Below are 23,389 nucleotides of genomic sequence, written 5' to 3'. Positions count from 1 at the left end.
GGTCACGCGGTTTGCAATCGTCGATGTAGTGAATGGGGCGACGTCTGTCGCCAATGATTCGACCCACCTTCCAGTTGCCTGCGCCGACCGCGCGGCGGCGTTTTTCTCCAGCCTGTCTCCCCCCGAATTTCTGCGTGTGCCCGCGTTCAACGCGAGTCTGCACGCGCGCGCCGTACCATCCTCCTGAATTCGAATGACCGTGCCGGCATCTGATGCCGGGGCCTGACTGGCGGGGCATGTTCTGTCCCGGCCAGATCACAACAATAAAGTAGTCATGGACGGTAGTCTCCGATGCTCGATAACACTTCCTTGCGTGGGACGAATCCAACGCAGCCCGACGTTTGCTCCTTGAAACCGTTCGATGCAGACCTGTGCGTGCACGGTCTGTTTGAGGCGCAGGTGCTGCGCAACCCTGATGCCATCGCCGCACGCTGGCAGCAGGAGGCGCTCAGTTATCGTGAACTGAACACCCGCGCCAACCGGTTGGCCCATCACCTTCGCAAGCTCGGGGTCGGGCCGGACGTGCGAGTCGGACTGTGCCTGGAGCGTTCGTTGGAAATGCTGGTCGGCGTACTCGCGGTGCTCAAGGCCGGCGGCGCCTATGTGCCGCTGGACCCGTCTTATCCGCAGGCGCGGCTGGCGCACATGCTGGCCGACAGCGCACCGCCGGTGGTGCTGACCCATGGACAGGCGCGCGTTGTTTTGCGGGCGGCGCTCGGACAGTCGGCGACCACCCCCACTCTGCTGGATCTGGCCGACGCCCGCGATTGGGCTGCGCTTGCGGCTGACAACCTTGATCCTCACGCGATCGGCCTGACACCCCGTCACCTGGCTTACGTGATCTACACCTCCGGCTCCACCGGCACCCCGAAAGGCGTGATGGTCGAGCATCGCGGGCTGGTTGCGGTGAGTGCTGACTGGGCGCAACTCTATGAGTTGGGCGAGCCGATCAACCACCTGCAAATGGCCGGCTTTTCCTTCGACGTGTTCAGCGCCGACCTGATCCGTGCGCTGGGTTTTGGCGGCACGCTGGTGCTGTGTCCACGGGACACCCTGATGGACCCGCCGGCCCTGTATCGCTTGATACGTGACGCGCACATCGGCTTTGCCGACTTCGTGCCGGCGCTGCTCAATCCACTGTTGGCGTGGGTCGAAGAGACCGGCCACGACCTGTCGTTCCTGCGCACCGTGGTCTGCGGCTCCGACATCTGGACCGCCCACAGCGCCCGGCAATTACGCAGGCTGTGCGGTGAGCAGGTGCAGATCGTCCAGGCCTATGGCGTCACCGAGGCGAGCATCGACAGCACCTGTTTTGAATTCACCGAAGGCAGCCAGATCGACGCGGTGTTGCCCGTCGGCCGGGCACTGCCCAATACCCGGATTTACCTGCTCGACGCTGACGGTAAAGCGGTTGCCGAGGGAGGAGCCGGTGAACTGTACATCGGTGGCGTCGGCGTGGCGCGCGGTTATCTGAACCTGCCGCAACTGACCGCTGAGCGTTTCATCGACAGCCCCTTCGTGGCGGGCGAGCGTCTGTATCGCACCGGTGATCTGGCGCGTTACCGGGCCGACGGCCAATTGGAATTCCTCGGCCGCAACGATTCCCAAGCCAAATTGCGCGGGCTGCGTCTGGAGTTGGGGGAAATCGAAACCCGGCTCGCGGACATACCGGGCGTGCGGGAAAGCGTGGTGTTGCTGCGTCAGGACAGTCCCGGTGAACCGCGTCTGGTGGCCTACTACTGCGAAAAACCAGACTCAACGCTGAGCCCGCGCGCGCTGCGTGAACAGCTGCAAACCAGTCTGCCGGACTACATGGTGCCAACCGCCTTCGTGCGTCTCGATGCGTTGCCGCTGACCGCCAACGGCAAGGTCGATCGGCCAAACCTGCCGGCGCCGGACATCGAGGCTTTCGAGCAGCAGGAGTATCAGGCACCACAAGGCCCGCTGGAAACAGCGCTCGCCGCAATCTGGGCCGATGTGCTCGGCGTCGAGCAGGTCGGGCGTCAGGATCAGTTCTTCGCCCTCGGCGGTCACTCGCTGCTGGTGATGCGCGTGCTGGCGCAGGTTCGTCATGCGCTGGGGCTGGAAGTGGCACCCTCGACGCTGTTTGCCGCGCCGGTTCTGGCTGAGTTCGCCGAACGGCTGCACGCCAGTCAGGCGGCGGCTCGTCCAGCCATCACAACCCTTGAACGCTCGGGCGCGCAAACGTTGTCGTCTGCTCAGCAGCGCCTGTGGTTTTTGGCGCAAATGGAGGGTGGCAACGCCGCCTATCACATGCCGTTGAACCTGCGTTTGCGCGGTTCGCTGGACGTGGCAGCACTCGAACGCAGCTTCAATCAACTGGTGGCGCGCCATGCGGCGCTACGCACGACGTTCATTGCCGTTGAAGGGGAAGGGCGGCAATTGGTTTCGCCGTCTGCGCACAGTATCCGGCTGACGGTGATTGACGTGCAGGGGAACGATGCGCAAAAACGCCTGAGTCGCTTGATCGACGAGGAGGGCGCCGTACCATTCGATCTGAGCCGCGGCCCGCTGATGAGGGTCAGCCTGGTGCGGCTGGCGGCGGATGACCATGTGCTGTTGCTGACCCAGCACCACATCATCTCAGACGGCTGGTCGATGGGCGTGCTCACCCGCGAGCTCGGCCAGCTGTACGCAGCGGCGTTACAGGATCGCGACGATCCGCTGCCGCCATTGCCGGTGCAGTACGTGGATTACGCCGTGTGGCAAAAACAGTGGCTGTCCGGTGACGTTCTGGAGCAGCAAAGCCGTTACTGGCGTGAAACCCTCAGCGGCGCACCGGTGCTGCTGGAGCTGCCGACCGATCACAAGCGCCCGCCCGTGCAGGATTACCTCGGCGGCTTTGTTCCATTGGTCTTCGACGAAGCTTTGACCGCGCGATTGAAAGCCCTGGGCATGCAGCAAGGCACGACGCTGTTCATGACTCTGCTGGCCGGTTTTTCGCTGTTGTTGTCGCGCCTGTCGGGGCAACGCGACGTGGTGATCGGCGTGCCGTCGGCCAACCGCCCGCAACAGGAACTGGAAGGGCTGATCGGTTTCTTCGTCAATACGTTGGCTCTGCGGATGACTCAATCGGGTACGCCGTCGGTGGCGCAATGGCTGCAACAGGCGCGGCGAGTGGCGCTGGAGGCTCAGGAGCATCAGGACCTGCCGTTCGAGCAAGTGGTGGAATTGCTCAACCCGCCGCGCAGTCTGGCCCACAGTCCGCTGTTCCAGGTGCTGTTTGCCTGGGAACAGGATCAGGATTCCGATCTGCTGCTGACCGGGCTTGAGGTGACCCCGGTCGAGAGCAGCCATCACGTGGCCAAGTTCGACCTGCAACTGGCCCTCAGTGAGCGTGACGGGCGGATCGTCGGCGGTCTGGAATACGCTTCGGGCCTGTTCGAGCGCGGCACCGTCGAGCAGTTCGGCGAGTACCTGCGTCGGGTACTGACGCAGATGTTCGAGAATAGCGAGCAGTCGCTGGCGGGGATCAAGCTGCTGAGCGCCGAGCAACACCAGCACATCGTTCATGACTGGAACCTCACCGCCCGGGAAACCGCGTCGCTACCCGGTTGCGTGGCGCGTTTCGAAAGCCTCGCCCGGCAAACACCCGACGCCGTGGCGTTGCTCGCCGACCGTGAGCAACTGAGCTACGGCGAACTGAATCGCGCCGCCAACCGCCTCGCGCGTTACCTGATCGAACAAGGCGTCGGCCCCGAGCATCGCGTCGGCCTGTGCCTGGAGCGTTCGCCGCAAATGGTCATCGGCCTGCTGGCGATCCTCAAGGCCGGTGGGGCGTATGTGCCATTCGATCCCGCTTACCCGAGCGAACGCCTGGCGTTCATGTTCAGTGATGCGGCGCCTACCTTGCTGCTGACGCAATCGAGCCTGATGGCCGGGCTACCGGCTAACGAGGCGAAAATCTGCTGCCTGGACACTGACGCATCGCAATGGGCGCAACACCCGACGGATGACCCGCAGGTCACGGTGACCCCGGAACACCTCGGCTACGTGCTTTACACCTCCGGCTCCACCGGACGACCCAAAGGCGTGGCCCACAGCCGTCGTGCGCTGGACAACCTGATCACCTGGCAACTCGATCAGGCCAGGGCACCGCAGCGGGTGCTGCAATTCGCCTCGCTGAATTTCGACGTCTCGTTCCAGGAAATCTGCAGCACGCTGTGCCAGGGCGGCAGCCTGTTGCTGATGACCGAAGACAGTCGCAAGGACCTCGCCGCGCTACGCCCGACCCTGGTGGCCGAAGGTGTACAGCGGGCGTTCCTGCCGTTCGCCGTGTTGCAGCAACTCGCCGGCCTGACCGAGGCCGATGCACCGATGCCGGCCGGCGGCTGCGAGATCATCACCGCCGGTGAAGCCCTGCAAATCAATGACGAGCTGCGTGGCTTTGTCCGCGGGCTCGGCGGCGCGCAGTTGCACAACCAGTACGGGCCGACCGAAACCCATGTGGTCAGCCAATTCAGCCTCGATTGCAACGCGGCCGAATCCTGGCCGGACGCGCCGCCCATTGGCCGCCCCATCGCCAATGCGCGGCTGTACGTGCTGGACGAATATCTGAATCCCGTGCCGATCGGCGTGGCAGGCGAGTTGTACATCGCTGGCGCTTGCCTGGCCCGTGGCTATCTGAACCGCCCGGACCTGACCGCCGAACGCTTCCTGCCGGACCCGTTCAGTGCCGAGCCGGGCGGGCGGATGTACCGCAGCGGCGACCTCGCGAAGTTCCAGGCCGACGGCAACGTGCAATACCTGGGACGCATCGACCAACAGGTGAAATTGCGCGGTTTCCGCATCGAGCTCGGCGAGATCGACAGCCTGTTGCATCAACAACCCGGCGTACAGGAAGCCGCCGTGTTGCTGCGTGAGGACGTGGCCGGGGACAAACGTCTGGTGGCCTATGTGGTCGGCACCGCGCCCCCTGAATGCCTGCGCGCTGAACTGCAACGCCAGTTGCCCGAACACATGATCCCGAGTGCCTGGGTTCGCCTGTCGCAATTGCCGCTGACCCGCAACGGCAAGCTCGACCGCCAGGCGCTGCCAGCGCCGGAACGCAGTGCCGGGGCGACTTACGAGGCGCCGCGCAATGACATTGAGCGTCAGATGGCCGGGATCTGGGCCGAAGTGCTCAAGTGCGAAAGGGTCGGCATCCACGACAACTTCTTCGATCTCGGCGGCCACTCGCTGCTGGCGACGCGGATGATCTACGCGATCAACCAGCGCATGGGCGCGCAACTGTCCCTGAGCAGCCTGTTCCAGACCCCGGTGTTGCTGGATCTGGCGGCGCAGGTGTCGCGTGAAGAGCAAAGCGTTGAACCGGCATTCATCCAGCTCGAGCCGGATCGCGGCAATCGACATGAACCGTTCCCTCTTACCGATATTCAGCAAGCCTACTGGTTCGGTCGCGAGGCCACGGTCAGTCTGGGCGGCGTCAGTGCCCACGGCTACGAAGAACTGCGCATTCCCGAATTCGACGCCGAGCGTTTCGAGCGTGCGCTGAACCGCATGATCCAGCGCCACGACATGCTGCGCGTGGTGTTCCTCAGCAACGGCACGCAACAGGTACTGGGGCAGGTGCCGACCTACCATATGCCGCGCAGCGACCTGCGCGGGTTGCCCGCTGATGTAGCGCAACGCACCCTTGAGGCGACCCGCGAACGCCAGTCCCACCAGGTGCTGGACGCCAGTCGCTGGCCGCTGTTCGAGTTCAGCCTGTCGTTGCTCGACGACGGCATCACCCATTTGCACATCAGCCTCGACGCGCTGATCGTCGACGCGGCGAGCACGCAGATTCTCGCCCGCGAACTGATGGCGTTCTACGTCGATCCGACGCTGGAACTGGCGGAACCGGGGCTGACTTTCCGCGACTATGTGCTGGCCGAACAACAGCTGCGCGAAGGTCGCCGCTACGAGCAGGCGCTGAGCTACTGGCGTGAGCGGGTGACCACTCTGGCCCCGGCGCCGGACCTGCCGTTGGTGCGCCAGCCGGAAAGCATCGCCAACCCGCACTTCACCCGCCGCGACCGCGACATGTCGGCGGCGCAGTGGACGCAGCTCAAAGCCGTGGCTAAACAGTTTGCCGTGACGCCGTCGGTGATGCTGCTGACCGCGTTCAGCGAAGTGCTGGCACTGTGGAGCCGCACGCCGCGTTTCACCCTGAGCCTGCCGCTGTTCAACCGCATGCCGCTGCATCCCGATGTAGACGAAATCATCGGCGACTTCACCTCGCTGGTGCTGCTGGAAGTCGGCATCGACGGTTCGCAGAGTTTCACCGACAAGGCGCGCGCGGTGCAGGCGCAACTGTGGCGCGATATCGACCATTCGGTGGTCAGCGGTGTGCGAGTACTGCGCGAATTGTCCCAGGCCCGGGGCGTGCAGCAGACGGCGATGCCGATCGTGTTCAACAGCACACTGTCGGAAGCGGCGCCGGAACTGGCCGAGTTCAATCTCGCCGACGCATTGAATGCCAGGCACATGCACAGCATCACCCAGACCCCGCAGGTGTGGCTCGACCACACGTTGCTGGAGCTGGAAGGACGCCTGCTGTTTAACTGGGACAGCATCGACGAACTGTTCCCGCAAGGGATGATCGAGCAGATGTTCGTCGCCTATAACACGCTGCTCGACAGCCTGTGCGAGCCGGCAGCCTGGGGCGCAAATACGCCGCAATTGTTGCCGCAAGCACGCTTGCCGGCACCGGTCGACAACCAGCACACGCTGCCGTTGATGCACGACTTGTTCGAACGTCAGGCCCTCGCGACACCGGATGCACTGGCGGTAATCGGTGCGCGACAGCTGACGTACGCCCAGCTACGCAACGAGGCGCGGCAACTCGGCGCCCGTCTGCAAGCGCAAGGCGTGCTGCCGAACCGCTTGGTCGCGGTGGTGATGGAGCGCGGTTGGGAGCAAGTGGTCGCGACCCTGGCGATTCTGTATGCCGGCGGCGCTTATCTGCCCATCGAGCCGACTCAGCCGGCGGAACGGCTGCGGCATATTCTGGAGCGGGCCGAGGCGAGTCTGGCCCTGACCCAACCAGCGCTGCTCGACAAAATCGAATGGCCGGCGCAAGTCACGGCCATCGCGGTGAGCGATGAAGTCTCAAACGATGTACTGCCACTGCAACCGGTGCAGGTGAACGAAAGCGACCTGGCTTACGTGATCTATACCTCGGGTTCCACCGGCCAGCCCAAAGGCGTGGTGATCGATCATCGCGGTGCGGTCAATACCTTGCTCGACATCAACCGACGCTTTGCCGTCGGCCCGAAGGACCGCGTATTGGCGATCTCGTCGCTGAGCTTCGACCTGTCGGTCTATGACTTCTTCGGCACCCTCGCCGTGGGCGCGGCGGTGGTCATCCTCGAACCGCAATTGTCACTTGATCCGGCGCACTGGCTGGCGTTGATCGAACGTCACCAGGTCAGCGTATGGAACTCGGTCCCGGCGCTGCTCGGCATGCTGGTCGAGTACGTAGAGGGCGAGGGCGGCGCGTTGCCCGCCAGCCTGCGGGTGGCGATGCTGTCCGGTGACTGGATTCCATTGACTCTGCCCGAGCGGGCCTGGGCCTTGCAGCCGGATTTGCAGTTGATCAGCCTGGGCGGTGCCACCGAAGCGTCGATCTGGTCGATCTGCTACCCGGTGCAGCATGTCGACCCGGCGTGGCGCAGCATTCCCTACGGCAAGGCCCTCGATCATCAGCGCTTCTACGTGCTGGATGAAACGCTGCAGGTGCGCCCGACCTGGGTCGCGGGGCAACTGTACATCGGCGGTATCGGTCTGGCGAAAGGTTACTGGCGCGATGACAAGCTCAGCGCCGGCAGTTTCTTTGATCATCCCCTGACCGGTGAGCGCCTGTATCGCACCGGCGACCTGGGGCGCTTGCTGCCGGACGGCAACATCGAATTCCTCGGCCGCGAAGACAATCAGGTCAAGGTTCAGGGTTATCGCATCGAGCTGGGCGAAATCGAAGCCGCGCTCAATCGCCATCCCGGCGTGCAGAGCGCGGTGGTGCGGATTTTGGGCAGCGCGCTGGGCGAGAAGCGTCTGGCGGGTTATGTGCTCAAGGCCGATCCGGCGTTGCAGGCCAACGATTTCAGCGCGTACCTGAGCGACAAACTGCCGGCCTACATGATTCCGCCGTCGTTCACCTTTGTTGAAGCGTGGCCGTTGTCGTCCAACGGCAAAGTCGACAAGAAACGCCTGCCGGAACCGGAGCAGATCGAGGAGCAAGGGCCGGCGATCGAAGTCGATGGCCCGCAGGAGCAACGGCTGGTGGCAATCGTGCAGGACGTGCTCAAGCGCGATTCCATTGCCGCCAACGCCAATCTGCTGAACCTCGGCGCAACGTCGATCGATATCGTCAGGATCAGCAACGCCTTGTCCGGCGCCTTGCAGTTCCGCCCGCACGTGGCGCAACTGCTGGCCCAACCGACGTTGCTGCATCTGCTTGGCATGTACCGCCAGAACCGGGCGCGGCAGGATGTGCTCGGCAACATGCAGCAGGCCTCGGATCCGGTACAGGACATCATCGAAGATCCCCAGCAGCGGGCGCAGTTCAAGGCCGAACAGCGCGGACGCCGCGACTTCGCTCAGACCCTGCCGGCGCTGGCGCTGGACCTGCCGCAAGACCCGGCCTTCGCCCGACGTTTGAGCAATTACCGCTCGGTGCGTCAATACGATCGGCAACCGATCGCCACCCGGGCCTTCGCGCACGTACTGGCGGCGTTGGCCCAAGGGCAACTCGATGGCGAGGTGAAATACCAGTTCCCGTCGGCGGGCGGGCTTTACCCGATTCAGGCGTACCTCTACGTCAAGCCGGATCGCGTGCTCGGCGTGCCCGGCGGGGCGTATTACTACGATCCCCGCCAGCATCGTCTGCTGGCGCTCCAGAGCGGAGCGCTCGACCCGGACACCTATGACTATTTCGTCAACCGTCCGGTGTACGAGAACGCCGCGTTCTCGCTGTTCTTCATCGCCGACATGGCGGCGATTCGTCCGTTGTACGGCGAACGCAGCCGCGACTTCTGCCACATCGAAAGCGGCGCGATGGCCCAGTTGCTGAGCATGACCGCCGTCGAGCAGGGCCTGGGCCTGTGCGGTATCGGCTCGGTCGAAGAACAGCGACTGACCACGCTGTTCGACCTCGGGCCGAGCCATGAATTGATCTACTCGATGATCGGCGGCCTGCGCACGGCCGATGAACGACACCGCGCGCCAGTCGAGGCGTTTGCCATCGAGCCTGTGACCGCCAGCCTGGACGATGAAGACATGGAGGAATTCGAAGTATGAATGCCGATCAATTGCTGGCGTTGTTCGCTCGCCATGGCGTGGTGCTCGAGGTTGACGGTGACAGGCTGCGCTGCAAGGCGCCGCGCGGGTTTCTCAGCGAAGAACTGACCCAGGCGCTCAAGCGTCACAAACAGGAACTGATCGCCTTGCTCGGCGGGCAAGATGACGCGGTAATTCCCCGTCGTGCAGGTGCGCACGCGGCTTGGCCATTGTCGTTTTCACAACGGCAACTGTGGTTTCTTGATCAACTGGAACCCGGCAACCCGTTCTACAACGTGCCGACGGCGGTAACGCTGAAAGGGCAGTTGGACGTCGCGCAGCTGGAGCGGGCGCTCAACCAACTGGTGGCCCGCCACGAAGTCCTGCGCACGACGTTTTGCAGCGTGGACGGTGAACCGCGTCAGGTGGTGCATTCGTCGATGCCGCTGTCGTTGTCGGTGACGGATCTGCGCCAATTGCCTGCCGACGAGCGTGAGCAGCAAGTGCGAATCGCCGTCGAACAGGATGCCCGGGCGCCGTTCGATCTGGCCGCCGGTCCACTGCTGCGGGCGTCGTTACTGCACGTGGCCGACGATGAATACCTGTGGCTGTACAGCGTGCATCACATCATCGCCGACGGCTGGTCGATGGGTGTGATCCTGCATGAAATCGCCACGCTGTACGGCGATTATCTGCGTGGCGAAACCTCGACTCTTGCGCCGTTGTCGGTGCAATACGCCGACTACGCGTGCTGGCAGCAACAGCGGGTGGGTGGTGCGGCGCTGGACGCGCAGCTCGATTACTGGCGCCGCACCCTGGACGACGCGCCGCTGTTATCGACCTTGCCCGCCGACCGGCCGCGACCGCTGGTGCAGCGCTTTGTCGGGGCCACGTTCAGTTCGTCCGTCGATAACGGCACCTTGCGTGAACTCACCGCGCTGGCCCGGCAGACCCAGGGCACGCTGTTCAACGTGTTGCTGGGCGCATTGGCGGTACTGCTGTGGCGCCACAGCGGTCAGCAGGATCTGTGCATCGGCACGCCGTTCGCCAATCGCAATCGCCCGGAAATCGAGCCGCTGATCGGTCATTTCGTCAATACGCTGGTGCTGCGTCAGCGCCTGAATCCGCAGCAGACCTTCGCTGAACTGCTGCGTGAGGTGCGGGGGCAGATGTTCGACGTCCACGCCCATCAGGACGTGCCTTTCGATCGCGTGGTCGAGGCTGTCAACCCGCCGCGCGATCCCGGTCACTCACCGTTGTTCCAGGTGATGCTGGTGCTGCAGAACACCCCGGGTAACGCGGTGCAGATGCCCGCGCTGGAACTGGCGCCGTACGGCACCAGCAGTGCCACGGCCAAGTTCGATCTGGCATTCGAATGGGTCGAGCGGGCAGGGCGACTGGACTTGCTGGTGGAATACAACACCGACCTCTACGACCTTGCGACCATCGAACGCCTGAGCGGGCACTACCGCCACCTGCTCGAGCAGATCGCCGCCGACGCCAAGCAACCGATCAATGCCTTGCCGTTGATGAACGAGGCGGAGCGTCAGCAGATGCTGGTGGAGTTCAACCGCGCCGCGCCACTGACGCAAGCGGCGCCCTGCGTGCATCAACTGGTCGAATCGCAGGCGGCGAGCAACCCTCAGGCCTGCGCAGTTGTGTTCGAGGGTGAGTCGCTTGACTACGCCGAACTCAATGCCCAGGCCAACCGCCTGGCGCGGCACTTGCGCAACTTGGGCGTCGGCCCGGATGTGCGCGTCGCGGTGTGCATCGAGCGCTCGCTGGAGTTGCCGGTCGCGTTGCTGGCAGTGCTCAAGGCCGGCGGCGCCTACGTGCCGCTGGATCCGGATTATCCGCTGGGGCGCCTGAGCCATATGCTCGGTGACAGCACGCCGGCGGTGCTGCTGACCCTCGGCTCGGCGCACGCTATCCTGCGGCAAGCCGTGCAAGGCTCGACCTGGGAAGCGCCGATTCTCGACCTCGAAAAAGATGCCGCGAGCTGGGCGTCATTGCCGGCGGACAATCTTGATCCGCGCCATGTCGGCGTCACCCCTGACCACCTCGCCTACGTGATCTACACCTCGGGCACCACCGGTTTGCCCAAGGGGGCGATGGTCGCCCACCGTGGCCTGAGCAACCTGCTTCTGTGGTGTTTGCAGGTCTGCGGCGAAGCGGGGGCGATGCTGCACAAGATTCCGTTCGGTTTCGATGCCTCGGCGTGGGAGACGTTCTGGCCGCTGGCAACTGGCGGGCTGCTGGTGATCGCGCGGCCCGGCGGGCATTACGAACCAGCGTATCTGGCGCGCGAGGTGCGCGAACGGAAGGTCACGGCGCTGGTGTTCGTGCCGGCGATGCTACAGCTGTTTCTGGAGGTCGACGAGGTCAGCCAGTGTGCGTCGCTGACTGACGTGTTCAGCGGCGGCGGTGAACTGCCACCGGCTCTGGCCCGGCGCTTTCAGGAGCGCCTGCCCCATGCGCGGCTGCACAACGTCTACGGCCCGACCGAAACCACGGTGATCAACAGCATCTGGACCCTGGAGCCTGGTGCCGAGGTACCGGCCCGGCAGCTGCCGATCGGCCGGCCGATTTCCAATAACCGTTTTTACGTGCTTGATGACCGCGACCAGCCGGTGCCGGTGGGCGTGACCGGGCATCTGCACATTGGCGGCGTGGGCGTGGCCCGTGGTTATCTGGGACTGGAGCAGCTCAGTGCCGAGCGCTTTATCGACAATCCGTTTGTGACAGGCGATCGGCTCTATCGCAGCGGCGATCTGGCGCGTTATCGCCCGGACGGTCAACTGGAATTTCTCGGTCGCAACGACTTTCAGGTCAAGTTGCGCGGCGTGCGTCTGGAACTGGGCGAGATCGAGGCCCGGCTCGAAGCGTTTCCCGGCATTCGCAGCGCCGTGGTGCTGATGGTCGGCGAAGCAGCGCAGGATCAGCGGTTGGTGGCGTGTTGCGTGGTGGCCGAGACCGTGGACGAAGCAGCGGTGCACGCCCATCTGGCGACGACACTGCCCAGAGCGGTGATCCCCGGCAGCTACCTGTGGCTCGACGCGCTGCCACTGACCGCCAACGGCAAGGTCGACCGAACCGCGCTGACAGCGTTGGCGGATGAAGAGATGACCAACCGCCAGGTCAACCTGAGCAGCCCGCGCGATCACATCGAACTGGCGTTGTACCAGATCTGGAAAAGCCTGTTGCTGGCGCCGCAGATCGGCATTCGCGACAACTTTTTCAATGTCGGCGGCACCTCCATCGCCGCAATCAAAATGGCCCATGAAATCAGCCAGCAGTTCGCGGTCGAAGTGCCGGTGCGCGTGGTGCTCAGCTACCCGACCATCGAAGCGCTGGGCGGCTGGCTGCGGGTCGGGGCCAACCCGGCGCTGGCCCAGAGCAACCTGATCGAATTCCGACGCGGCAGCGGCCAGCACAACGTGGTGTGCATTCACCCGGCGGGCGGCACGGCGTTCTGCTACCTATCGCTGGCCAAGGTGCTGCCGGATACAACCGGCGTCTACGGCGTGCAATCGCCGGGGCTGAATCCTGGGGAGAGCACCGAGCCGACGGTCGAAGCGATGGCCGAGGCCTACTTGCGCCAAATTAAGCCGCTGACACAGCAACCGCTGATCCTCACCGGGTTGTCGTTCGGCGGCCTCGTAGCCTATGAAATGGCGCGACGGTTGACGGCGGCGGGGCATCGTCAGGTGACGGTGGTGCTGCTTGACACCCAGGGTAGCGACGACTCCGGTTTCCGCGAGCAGATCGGCACCGTGGACATGGTCGAGTTTCGCGACAAACTGGTGCGCTTCAACGGCATGTACCCCGGCATCGAAGACGCCCAGGTCGAGCGCTATTTCAACATCTACAACCACAACCGGCTGGCCATGGCCGCTTATGAGTGCTCGCCGCGCGCCGGTCGTGTGGTGCTGATCCAGGCGCGGGAAGATTTCAGCCGCCATCAGTTACATGAACTGCGCGGCTTCTGGCGTCGCCGCGCGGGCAGCGGCTATCTGGCGAAACTGGTCAGCGGCGGGCACTGGGACATGCTCGAAAGCGCGGAAATCCACCGGGTCTCGCAAATCATCCGTCGGGAGCTGCAACGCTTCGACGCGCAGGAGGCGAAATAATGAGTGCGTCCAATGACAGGCCGTTGCTCGCGCGTTTTGCCGAGCAAGTGGCGCGCAATCCGCAAGCCCCGGCGGTGATCGATCAGTCGGTCAGGCTGACTTACGCCCAACTGGCCAGCGCCAGCGAACGCATCGCCCGAGGGTTGCTGGCGCGCGGCGTCGAGCCCGGCCAGTCGCTGGCGCTGTGCATGCCGCGATGCTGGCAGTGGTTGGCGGCGATTATCGGCGCGCTGAAAGTTGGCGCGATAGTGGTGCCGCTGGACCGGGCCAGCCCGCGCCAACGCCGGGAACTGATGCTGGCGGATGCGGCGTGTGTCGGCCTGGTTACTCTGAATGACGAATCGTTGTGGTCGCCTTCACTGTGGCAAACCAGCGTCGAGGCCTTGCTCGATCAGCCGGACGCCCCGCCGCAAGCACTGGCCGAAGACTTCGCCGAGGTGATGTTCCTGTTCTACACCTCGGGCACCACCGGCACGCCGAAAGCGGTTGAGGTTGGCGAGCGCGGCTTGCTGCGGCTGGCGTCTACCGACGGCTATATCGAGATTCGCCCGACGGACCGGTTTGCCTGCCTGTCCAACCCGGCATTCGATGCGTGCAGTTTCGAACTGTGGGCGCCGCTGCTCAACGGCGGTTGCTGCGTCCTGATCGCTGACGAGGACGTGCTGGATGCGCGTCGACTGGCCGAGGTGCTGGAGCGCACGCAGGTCGACAACCTGTTCATGACGGTGTCGCTGTTCAACACGATGATTGCCGAGTGGCCGTCGTGCTTTTCCAGCATGCGTCAGGTGCTGATCGGTGGTGAGCAGATCAGCGCTGCCGCCGTGCGCGGGTGGTATCGGGCCAATCCTGAGAGCCGCTGCCGGATCTTCAATGTCTACGGCCCCACCGAATGCACCACGTTTGCCCTGTGCTGGCCGATCAGCCGCGATTTTGCCGGTGACTCGGCGCCCATTGGCCGGCCGTTGCCGGATACCGGCGTACAGGTGTTGGATGAGCAGCAACGCCCGGTGTCGGCAGGCGAGGTCGGCGAGCTGTATTTGAGTGGCAGTGGTGTCGCCCGTGGCTACCGCAACCGGCCCGAAGAAACCGCCCGCCAGTTCGTCCGTTTGCCCGACCTCGACGGTGGCGCGCAGGTGCATTACCGCACCGGCGATCTGGTGCGGCGCAATGCTGAAGGCTTGATCGAGTACCTGGGGCGGGTCGACCGGCAGGTGAAGATCCGGGGTTTCCGGATCGAGCCGGGGGAGGTGGAGCAACGGATCCTGGAGCATCCGGGTGTGGCGCAGGTGTATGTCTGCACCCGGCGGCAGGCGGCGGAAGATCATCAGTTGCTGGCGTTCATCGTGCCTCGCCGGGCTCTGGACTATCACGCTTTCGAAAACCATCTGCGGGCACAACTGCCGCCTTACATGCGGCCTAATCAGCTGTTCCTGCTGGAGCGCCTGCCGCTGACGGCCAATGGCAAGATCGATCGTGATAGCTTGCTGGCCCAAGGTTTGAGTCCGTGGCACCCAGTCCTGACGGCTACGGATAACGAAAACGCATCACCGGCGCTGGATTGGTTGCTGAGTCAGGCCCGTTTGCTGCTCAGCCAACCCGCTCTGAGTGCGCAGGACGATTGGCTGGGCTGTGGCGGCGACTCGCTCAAGGCGATGCGCCTGCGTTCGGCGATCCGTGTCCGCTGGCAGCGCGAGATCGCGATCGATACGTTGCTCAACGAGCCTTTCTCGTCATTGGCCGTACAACTGAGCGGTGAAACGAACGGCGCGTCGATCTACCCACCCGCGCCTGCGATCAGTCGCGCAAAACGCCTACCGGCCACCGCCGAACAGCGCCGCCTGTGGCTGTTGCAACAACGCTCGCCGACCTCGACCGCCTACAGCGTGCCGCTGATTCTGAATCTGGCGGCAGGGGTCGAAGTCGCGGCACTGGCCGAGGCGTTGGGGCGTCTGGTGCAGCGTCATCCGGGATTGCGCACGGCATTCGTGGCGGGTGCCGATGGACTGGATCAGGTAATCGCCGAGCAGGGCTCGACCTGTCGCATCTTTGCGGTCGGGCATTTCACCGAGGACAACTGGCAGGCCTTCGCCGACCTGGTGTTCGCCGCGCCGTTCGACCTGACCACCCCGAAGCTGTTTCAGGCTTGGCTGTTGCCGTTCGCCGATGGCAGTTGCCGGCTGTTGCTGAACCTGCATCACATCATCGTCGATGGTTGGTCTGTGAACCTGCTGTTCGACGACCTGGCGCAGCTTTACAGCGATGTCCTGCAAGGCCGCGACAGCCTGCAACCCGCGGCCCGCTTGACGACGCTGGAGTTTGGCCAGTGGCAGCGCCAGTGGAGCGTCGATCCGCATTATCGTGACCAGCGCCGCGCCCTCGCCGAGTTGCATCGCCGTCAGGAAGAACCGCCGCCTGCATTGATGCCAATGCGCGAAATCAGCCCGGACGCCCGGTTGCACCGGGAACCTTTGGGCACCCTGCGCAGCGCGGCCCTCGAACGCTTTTGCACCCAACAACGGCTGACCCGTTTCGAAGTGCTGTTCAGCGTCTTCGCCTGGAGCCTGTACGCCCTGACCGGGTGCGAACGGCCACGGATCGCCAGTCCGGTGTCCAACCGGCCACTGGCGGAGTTCGAAGACACGGTCGGCATGTTTGCCAACACCGTGCTGATCCCGACCGCCGTCGAGCAGGCATCGACCCTGGACGAACAGTTGCGCAAGCAGACCGCCACGGTGCGCGAGGTGCTGGCGTTGCAGGACGTGGCGCTGGCGGATCTGGTGGAAGACCTGCGGCTGTCGTCGAGCCCGTTACTGTTCGATTTCATGTTCGTGCTGGAGAACACCGATTACGCAGCGCTGGCCGATTCGAACCTGCACGCGACGCTGCAATTCAACGAGTACTTGCACGCCAAGTGCCCGCTGACGCTGTTGATGGTGGGCAGCGGGTCGCAACTGGAATGCTGGTGGGAATATCAGTGCAGCTACTTCGATGGCGAACAGATGCGCGCAGTGAATGCGCTGTTTCGCCGAGGCCTGGACCTGTTGCTGGAAACCCCGGCGGCCAACCTCAACGATTTGCTCGGTCCGTATCGACGTGGTTTGCCCCCGGCCAGTGAGGGCCCTCGGACTGCGCTGCCGTTCAACACACTGGCGGACGGGTTCGAGCATCAAGTGCATTGCACGCCGGATGCGGTTGCGCTGGTTCAAGGCCAGCGGCGCCTTACCTACAGCGAACTGAATGCGCTGGCCGAGGCTCTGACGGCAAACCTGATCGAGTGCCATCCGTTGCCCGTCGGGAACGCGCCATTGCATGTCGTGCTGTTCCTCGAGGCCTCGGTGGAACACATCGTCGCCTTGCTGGCCCTGGCCAAACTCAATCTGACGGCCGTGCCGCTGGATCCTGCCTATCCGGTGGCGGTCCAGCGCCAGGTGCTGGAACAGGCGCAACCGCATTGCGTGCTGTTCAGCGATATGACGAAGTCAGCGCTGGATGACCTGAACGCCGGACGATTCGCCACCCATCGGGTCGATCTGAGCGCCAATGCCACAACGTTCGAACGTCGACGCCACGCCGGCGAACGGCCGCTGTACACGCTGTTCACCTCCGGATCGACCGGCACGCCCAAAGGTGTGCAAGTGTCGGAGCGCACCCTGTGCAACCTGCTGCAATGGCAGCGCACCGAAGGGCAGTTGCCGGCCAAAGCGGTAACCCTGCAGTTCTCGATGCTGTCGTTCGATGTGTCGTTTCAGGAGATTTTCAGCACCCTGTGCGGCGGCGGGTGCTATCACCTGATCACGCCGCGCTGGCGTCAGGACGCCGAGGCGTTGCTGGAGTACATGGTCGAGGCGCGGATCGAGCGCCTGTTTCTACCGTACGTGGCCTTGCAGCACCTGGCGCAAACCGCCGTGGCCCGGGGCATTTACCCTTCGGCGTTGCGCGAGGTGATCACGGCCGGCGAGCAACTGCTTTGCACCGATGCGCTGCGCAACTGGTTCGGCGGCATGCCGCACGCCTCGCTGTTCAACCATTACGGCCCGACCGAAACCCACGTGGTCAGCGCCTTGCGCCTGCCGTCCGTGGCGCGGAACTGGTCGTTGCGCGCGCCGATCGGCCATGCCGTTGGCAATGCGCAGCTGTTGCTGGTCGATGAGCATGACCGCCCGGTGCCCAACGGCTGCCGTGGCTACCTGCTGGTGGCCGGGCCAATGGTTGCCCGGTGCTACCTGGCTGATCCAGTGTTGAACGCTGCGCGGTTTGTCGAGCTGGCAGACGGCAATTTGTACTACCGCACCGGCGATCTGGCGTGGGCCGATGCCCAGGGCTGCCTGCATTATCTGGGACGTGACGATCAGCAGATCAAGCTCAGCGGCCATCGTTTGGAACTGGGTCAGATCGAGTCGGCGCTGATGCAGGTGCCGGAAGTGGTCAACGCGGTGGTGGCGGTGCAGGCCGATCCGCCACGGCTGATCGCCTGGCTGCAGCTCGAGGGCGAACCTGCGACATCCGGTGAGCTGGACCGTCAGGTCGCAAAACTTCTGCCGGCCCATGTGCGAATCGATGAATACCGGCGGATCGACCTCTGGCCACGTACGCCCAGCGGCAAGATCGACCGCAAGGCCTTGCCGAATGTTGGCGAGGCCCTGGAGCGGCGCAGCACGCCAACACCGGTTGTTCAATTGACCGCGCTGGAACGGCAACTCAGCGAGTTGTTCCAGGCCGTGATCGGACGGGACATCGAACCGCAGCAGACCTTCTTCGAGGCCGGCGCCACCAGCCTCGGCTTGATGCGTTTGCATGGCCGTTACGCCGAAGAGCTGCCGCACAAGGTGACAATGGCCGACCTGTTCGAATACGTCACGGTGCGACGTCTGGCGGCGCATCTGTCGACCGCGCCGGTGGACGTGGCCGAGCGTGGACGGCAGACCGATGCAGGCCATCAGCCGATGGCGATCATCGGCATGTCGGTCAATGTGGCCGGGGCGCAGAACCTGTCCGAGTTCTGGGCGATGGTGCAAGGCAATCGGCTGGGCATTGAGCACTTTGCCGCTGACGAGGGGCTGGTCGGCGCCCGCAGTCAACTGGCGGGCATGCTCGATTTCGATGCTGAGTACTTCGGCATCAGCCGCCAGGAAGCGCGCCTGATGGACCCGCAACAGCGGCATCTGCTGATGGCGTGCGTTCAGGCCCTGCAACACGCGGCCATCGTTCCGTCGGCGAATGGCCCGCGCATCGGCCTGATCGCCAGTTGCGGCGAAACCACTTACTTCCAGCAAATGCTGCGTGAAACCGCAGACGACGATTTGCCCGACGGCTTCCAGCTGGCGCTGCATCACGACAAGGATTTTCTGGCGACCAAAGCCGCGTATCACCTGGACCTGAACGGCCCGGCCCTGAGCGTGCAGGCTGCTTGCGGCAGCTCGCTGATCGCCGTGCACCTGGCCAGTTCGATGCTGCGCCAGGGCGACAGCGACGTGATGCTCGCGGCCGGGGTGCTGATCGACCCGACGCTGACCGAGGGCTACCGGCACCGCTCGCAGCACATTTTCTCCGCCGACGGTTTGTGTCGTCCGTTCAGCGACGACGCCAGCGGCACCCTTGGCGCCAGCGGCTACGGCGTAGTGGTGCTCAAACCGCTGGCCAAGGCGCGGGCCGATGGCGACCGGGTTTACGCGTTGGTCGAGGGATCGGCGTTGAACAACGATGGCCGGGCCAAGATGAGTTACACCGCGCCGTCGGTGGCGGGGCAGAGCGCGGTCATCCGCGATGCCTTGAGCCGTGCCGGGTTAACCGGCGCTGACATCGGCTACGTAGAGGCCCACGGCACCGGCACCTTGCTCGGCGATCCGATCGAGGTCGCGGCGTTAACCAAGGCGTTCGGCGATGCGCCGGCCGGCCAATGCGCGCTGGCCTCGGTGAAAAGCCAGATCGGTCATCTGGGTGCGGCGGCGGGCGTGGTCGGGCTGATTCGCGCCAGCCTCGCGGTGTTCCATGGCGTACTGCCGCCGAACCTGGGTTTTGGCCGGATCAACCCGCAGATCGACCTGGAGCATTCGCCGTTCTATGTGCCGACCACGTCCCGGCCATGGCCGCAAGGGCGGCGGCGACTGGCCGGTGTCAGCAGTTTCGGGATCGGCGGGACCAACGCGCATGTCATCGTTGGTGCTGCACCTACGGCGCAGCAAACTGTTGAGGAAACGTTGCCGCTGCTGATGATTTCAGCGCATAGCCGGGCGGAGTTGCTGCGCGATATCGCGGCGATTCGCGAATACCTGCACGCGAACCCGGAACAGCAGACTGCGTTGCTACGGCACTTGCAGTCAGGTCGCCGGCAGTTGCGCTGGCGCTTCGCGATAGTGTGTCGGCGGGGTGACGACATTCCATTGCAGCCGGCAGCGATCAAGGAAATCACGGCCTCGGGCGCGCCGTTGATCGCCCGTGATCAATCGCCGCAGGAGCTGCTGGAAGCTTGGTACGAAGGCGCGAATATCCAGTGGCCACAACGCTCGGCACCGCCGCCCTGGGATTTGCCGCCGTCGTCGTTCGATCTTCAGCCGTATCGTTTCCAGCCACCTGTAGCTGTTCAACCTGATGCGCCAACCCTTGAGCGACAACCGCTGGCGGACTGGTTCCACCAGCGACAGTGGGTGCGCACCCGGCGCCTGAGCGCGACAGCGACGGCCGGATCCCGTGAGGTGCTGATTCTGTGCAGCCAAGACGCGCCCGAATCGACATTGCTGGCGAGCCTGAACGCCGTATATCGACGCGTGATTCAAGTGCGCACCGGCAACGGTTTCAAACGCCTGAGCACGGACCGTTTCGAGCTTGATCCGCTGGACGCTGAGGCCCTGAGCCGTTTGCTCGCTGAGGTCGCAGAACCTGCACTCGGCGAGCTCGACTGGCTGCATGCCTTGCCACTGGCGGTGTCTGGTGCAGTCAACGAGCAATCGCTGGATCTGGCGCAGTGGGCCTGTCTGGACACGGTCAGTGCGCTGATGCAGGCCTGGGGGCAAACCCCGCGTACGTCCCGTCTGCGGTTGTGGTTGATGTCGTGGCAGGCATGCCCGGTGGACGGCGAGGTTCAGCGGCCCGAACTGGCAGCGCTGGCCGGCATCACTGAAGTGGTGCCGCAGGAATACCCGGTGCGTTGCCACTGGCTGGACTGGCCGTCGTCACGCCTCGGAGCGCACGCGGGCGAGTTGGCAGCGTTGTTGGTCGATCCGGTCTCATTGCCTCGGCGAATGGCGGTGCGCGATGGTTATCTCTGGCAGCCACGTTTAATGCCTCAGCCATTGACCGGCCCGGCAACGACATCAGAGCTTCTGCCGGAAGACGGTACGTTCCTGGTACTGGGCGGCAGCGGCGGTATCGGCCGGACCTTGTGCGAACACCTGTTGCAGGCACCTGCACGCCGGGTGGTGCTGCTCTCGCGTCAGGGGCAATTGCCGGCGTCTCTGGCGGCTTACGCTTTGCGGATCGACTGCATCAAAGCGGACATCGCCGACCTGCCGCGCTGGCCGCAGGTACTCGATCAACTGGCCGTTCGTTACGGTCGTGTGAGCGGGGTGATTCATGCGGCGGGCGTCGGTGCAGGCAGCCTGATTCGTCACCGCGATGCTCGGCAAATGGCCCAGGCCATGGCCGCCAAGACCCGCGGCATGCTGGCGGTCGAGGCCCTGATCGAGCACCTGACGCCGGATTTTGTCCTGTACTGCTCGTCGATGTCAGCACTGTTTGGCGGCGCGGGGCATCTGGACTACGCAGCGGCCAGCGGGGTGCTCGACGGCTTCACCCACTATCGCCCGAACGCGACCGATGCTTGCCTGCGCCTGGAGATCAACTGGGACATCTGGCGCGACATCGGCATGGCCACCACCAGCAACAGCGCAGACACCGCGCACCTGGAGCATCTGACGGTTGGCCTGTCCGCCGAAGAGGGCTGTCGGGTGTTCGACCTGGCGATGGCGACGCAGTTGCCGCAGCTACTGATCTCCACCACCGGCATCGACACGGCGCGGCGGTTCTATCCGGTTCGCCATGGTGCCGTGGCCGCAGTGCTCGAGGCACCGAAGGGCGTGGATCTGTCGACGCGCCTGCGTGAGTGTTTGTGCAAGTGGCTCGGTGTGGCCGAGTTGGAGGACGACGATTCACTGTACGACCTGGGCGCGGATTCGCTGACGCTGCTCGACCTGATCGACGAACTGCAAGCGGCCACTGGTGAGGTATTCCAGCTGTCGCAATTCAGCCACAAGGTCAGCCTGAGCGAAGTGCTTGGGCTGGTGTCGACCGCCACGGTTGAAGAGGCGCCCCTGGCTGCACCGCACGACTGGCACGACGCGGTGCGGATTGATCAATGGCATGCCGGTGCCGGCCGCGATTGGCTGTACCTGATCCACCCGGTGGGTGGCGATGTGCAGGCCTATCGGGAACTGGTCTCGGCATTGCCGGCGGAGTTGGGTGTGTGCGTGATCGCCGACCCGGCGCTGCGTCTCCCGCAGTTGCCGAACATCAGCGTGGACGAACGTGCACGCCGGTATCAGGCGGCGATCAAGGCCCACCTTCCGCCCGGCAGCACTTGGCGCCTGGCAGGCTGGTCATTTGGTGCATGGGTGGCGCAGGCTCTGTGTCATCAGGCCCAGGCTGACGGATTCAGCCAACCGTTGTTATACCTGATCGACCCGCCCGCGCCGGATGCCGGTGCGGAACTGGCCGGCATCGACGAACAGACGATCGAGCAGGTGTTCCATCGCGAGTTCGCCCAGCGCTGGCCGGAGGTTGAAGGGCAGGGCATTGCCGAGGAACGTCAGGCGTATCTGCAACGGCTGACGGTGTGCTGTCGCAACAACATGAGCAGCATGCTCGACTTCCAGCCGCCGGCGCTGGCGACCACAGCGGTGCGGCTGTTCATCGCCGGGCAGGCCAATCCTTACGGGCTGGGCAATGCCTGGAACCCGGACGACCTGCAACGCAATTGGCAGGCCTTGCTGCCGCAGTTGCGTAGCTGGCAAACCCTCGACACCGATCACTACGGCATCGTGGCGGGCCGCTGGGCGCGGTTGCTGGCCGAGGTGATCGGTACGGATGAGCCTGCGCCATGAATTATCCGATCTCGATGCCGCGATGGTGGCTGGCCTTGACCAAGGTGTTGTGCGAAGCCGATTCGAACGCGGCCTTGCGCTTGAGGCAATTGCGCGGTCAGGTGCCGTTTCAGCTGTTTCATCTCTGGCAGGCCGACGTGGTCATGCCGATGCTCTGCGAAGCCTTGCCGGAACATCAGCAGGCGCTGCTCGCGTTGCAAAGCCTGCATCAGCGGGCGGCGCTCGGCGTGATCGGGCGTCAGGGCGAGTGGCGGGCGACGCTCAAACCGGTGTTGCTGGCGCTGTACCGCAAGGCCTACCCCTACGACGCCGCGTACGCCAAGGCCCACGCCAGTGCGATGACCTACGGCCTCGCACCGGCCAACAGCGCCACGATTTCCGAGCACTTCGGCGATGCCGAGGCGTTCGCCGAGTATTACGCACAACTCAATACCGAAGCCGCTGCCACCGCGTTTGCCCAGGCTCATGCCAGCGCTAACGCCGAGGTGTCGGCCCGGGCCTTTGCGGACGACGATGCAGACACCTGCGCTCAGGTGTGCGGGGCGTCCGTGCGGGTTTACGTCGGGGCCTGCGCTTGGAGCGACGAACAGCGACATGCCGTATTCAACCATCTCGCCGCCGGGCTCGAGCGGAGTCTGGCCACGCTGCAATCCCGTTCAACAGGAGAACGACATGAATGACGCACACCTGCAATTCGATGTGGTGATCAACGCCCAGGGTCAGTATTCCCTGTGGCCGGCGGGCAAGCCGATGGCCAGCGGCTGGAACGAGGCGGGGATGCGTGGCGAACGCCAGGTCTGCCTGGATTACATCAACGAACACTGGATCGACATGCGCCCGCGTTCGCTGCACGAGCAATCATCGGTGTCGTTCCAATAAAAAAAG

At 64.3% G+C, this 23,389-nt stretch carries 5 protein-coding genes; all 5 read left to right on the top strand.

The annotated features are described in order from the left end of the window. The first annotated feature begins 291 nt into the window (after window positions 1-291). From BLU71_RS08410 to BLU71_RS08390, 5 genes are read left to right on the top strand one after another with little or no spacing between them, the layout of a single operon-like run. Window positions 292-9,300, top strand: a complete 9,009-nt coding sequence (locus tag BLU71_RS08410; protein WP_083352793.1) for a non-ribosomal peptide synthetase — start codon at window positions 292-294, stop codon at window positions 9,298-9,300. Then, window positions 9,297-13,409, top strand: coding sequence for a non-ribosomal peptide synthetase (locus BLU71_RS08405; RefSeq protein ID WP_083352792.1), 4,113 nt, complete (start codon window positions 9,297-9,299; stop codon window positions 13,407-13,409). Before BLU71_RS08410 ends, BLU71_RS08405 begins: the two co-directional genes overlap by 4 nt. After that, complete coding sequence (locus tag BLU71_RS08400; protein ID WP_083352791.1) at window positions 13,409-22,504, top strand: non-ribosomal peptide synthetase; 9,096 nt, start codon at window positions 13,409-13,411, stop codon at window positions 22,502-22,504. The genes BLU71_RS08405 and BLU71_RS08400 overlap by 1 nt, the downstream gene beginning before the upstream one ends. Further along, window positions 22,501-23,184 (top strand): hypothetical protein, encoded by a 684-nt coding sequence (locus BLU71_RS08395; protein ID WP_083352790.1) that lies wholly within the window; start codon window positions 22,501-22,503, stop codon window positions 23,182-23,184. Before BLU71_RS08400 ends, BLU71_RS08395 begins: the two co-directional genes overlap by 4 nt. Further along, window positions 23,177-23,383, top strand: coding sequence for an MbtH family protein (locus BLU71_RS08390; RefSeq protein ID WP_039762895.1), 207 nt, complete (start codon window positions 23,177-23,179; stop codon window positions 23,381-23,383). Before BLU71_RS08395 ends, BLU71_RS08390 begins: the two co-directional genes overlap by 8 nt. The last annotated feature ends 6 nt before the right edge of the window (window positions 23,384-23,389 follow it).

Source organism: Pseudomonas moraviensis, assembly GCF_900105805.1.
Lineage (GTDB): Bacteria > Pseudomonadota > Gammaproteobacteria > Pseudomonadales > Pseudomonadaceae > Aquipseudomonas > Aquipseudomonas moraviensis_A.
This window is presented reverse-complemented; position numbering and strand designations above follow the sequence as displayed.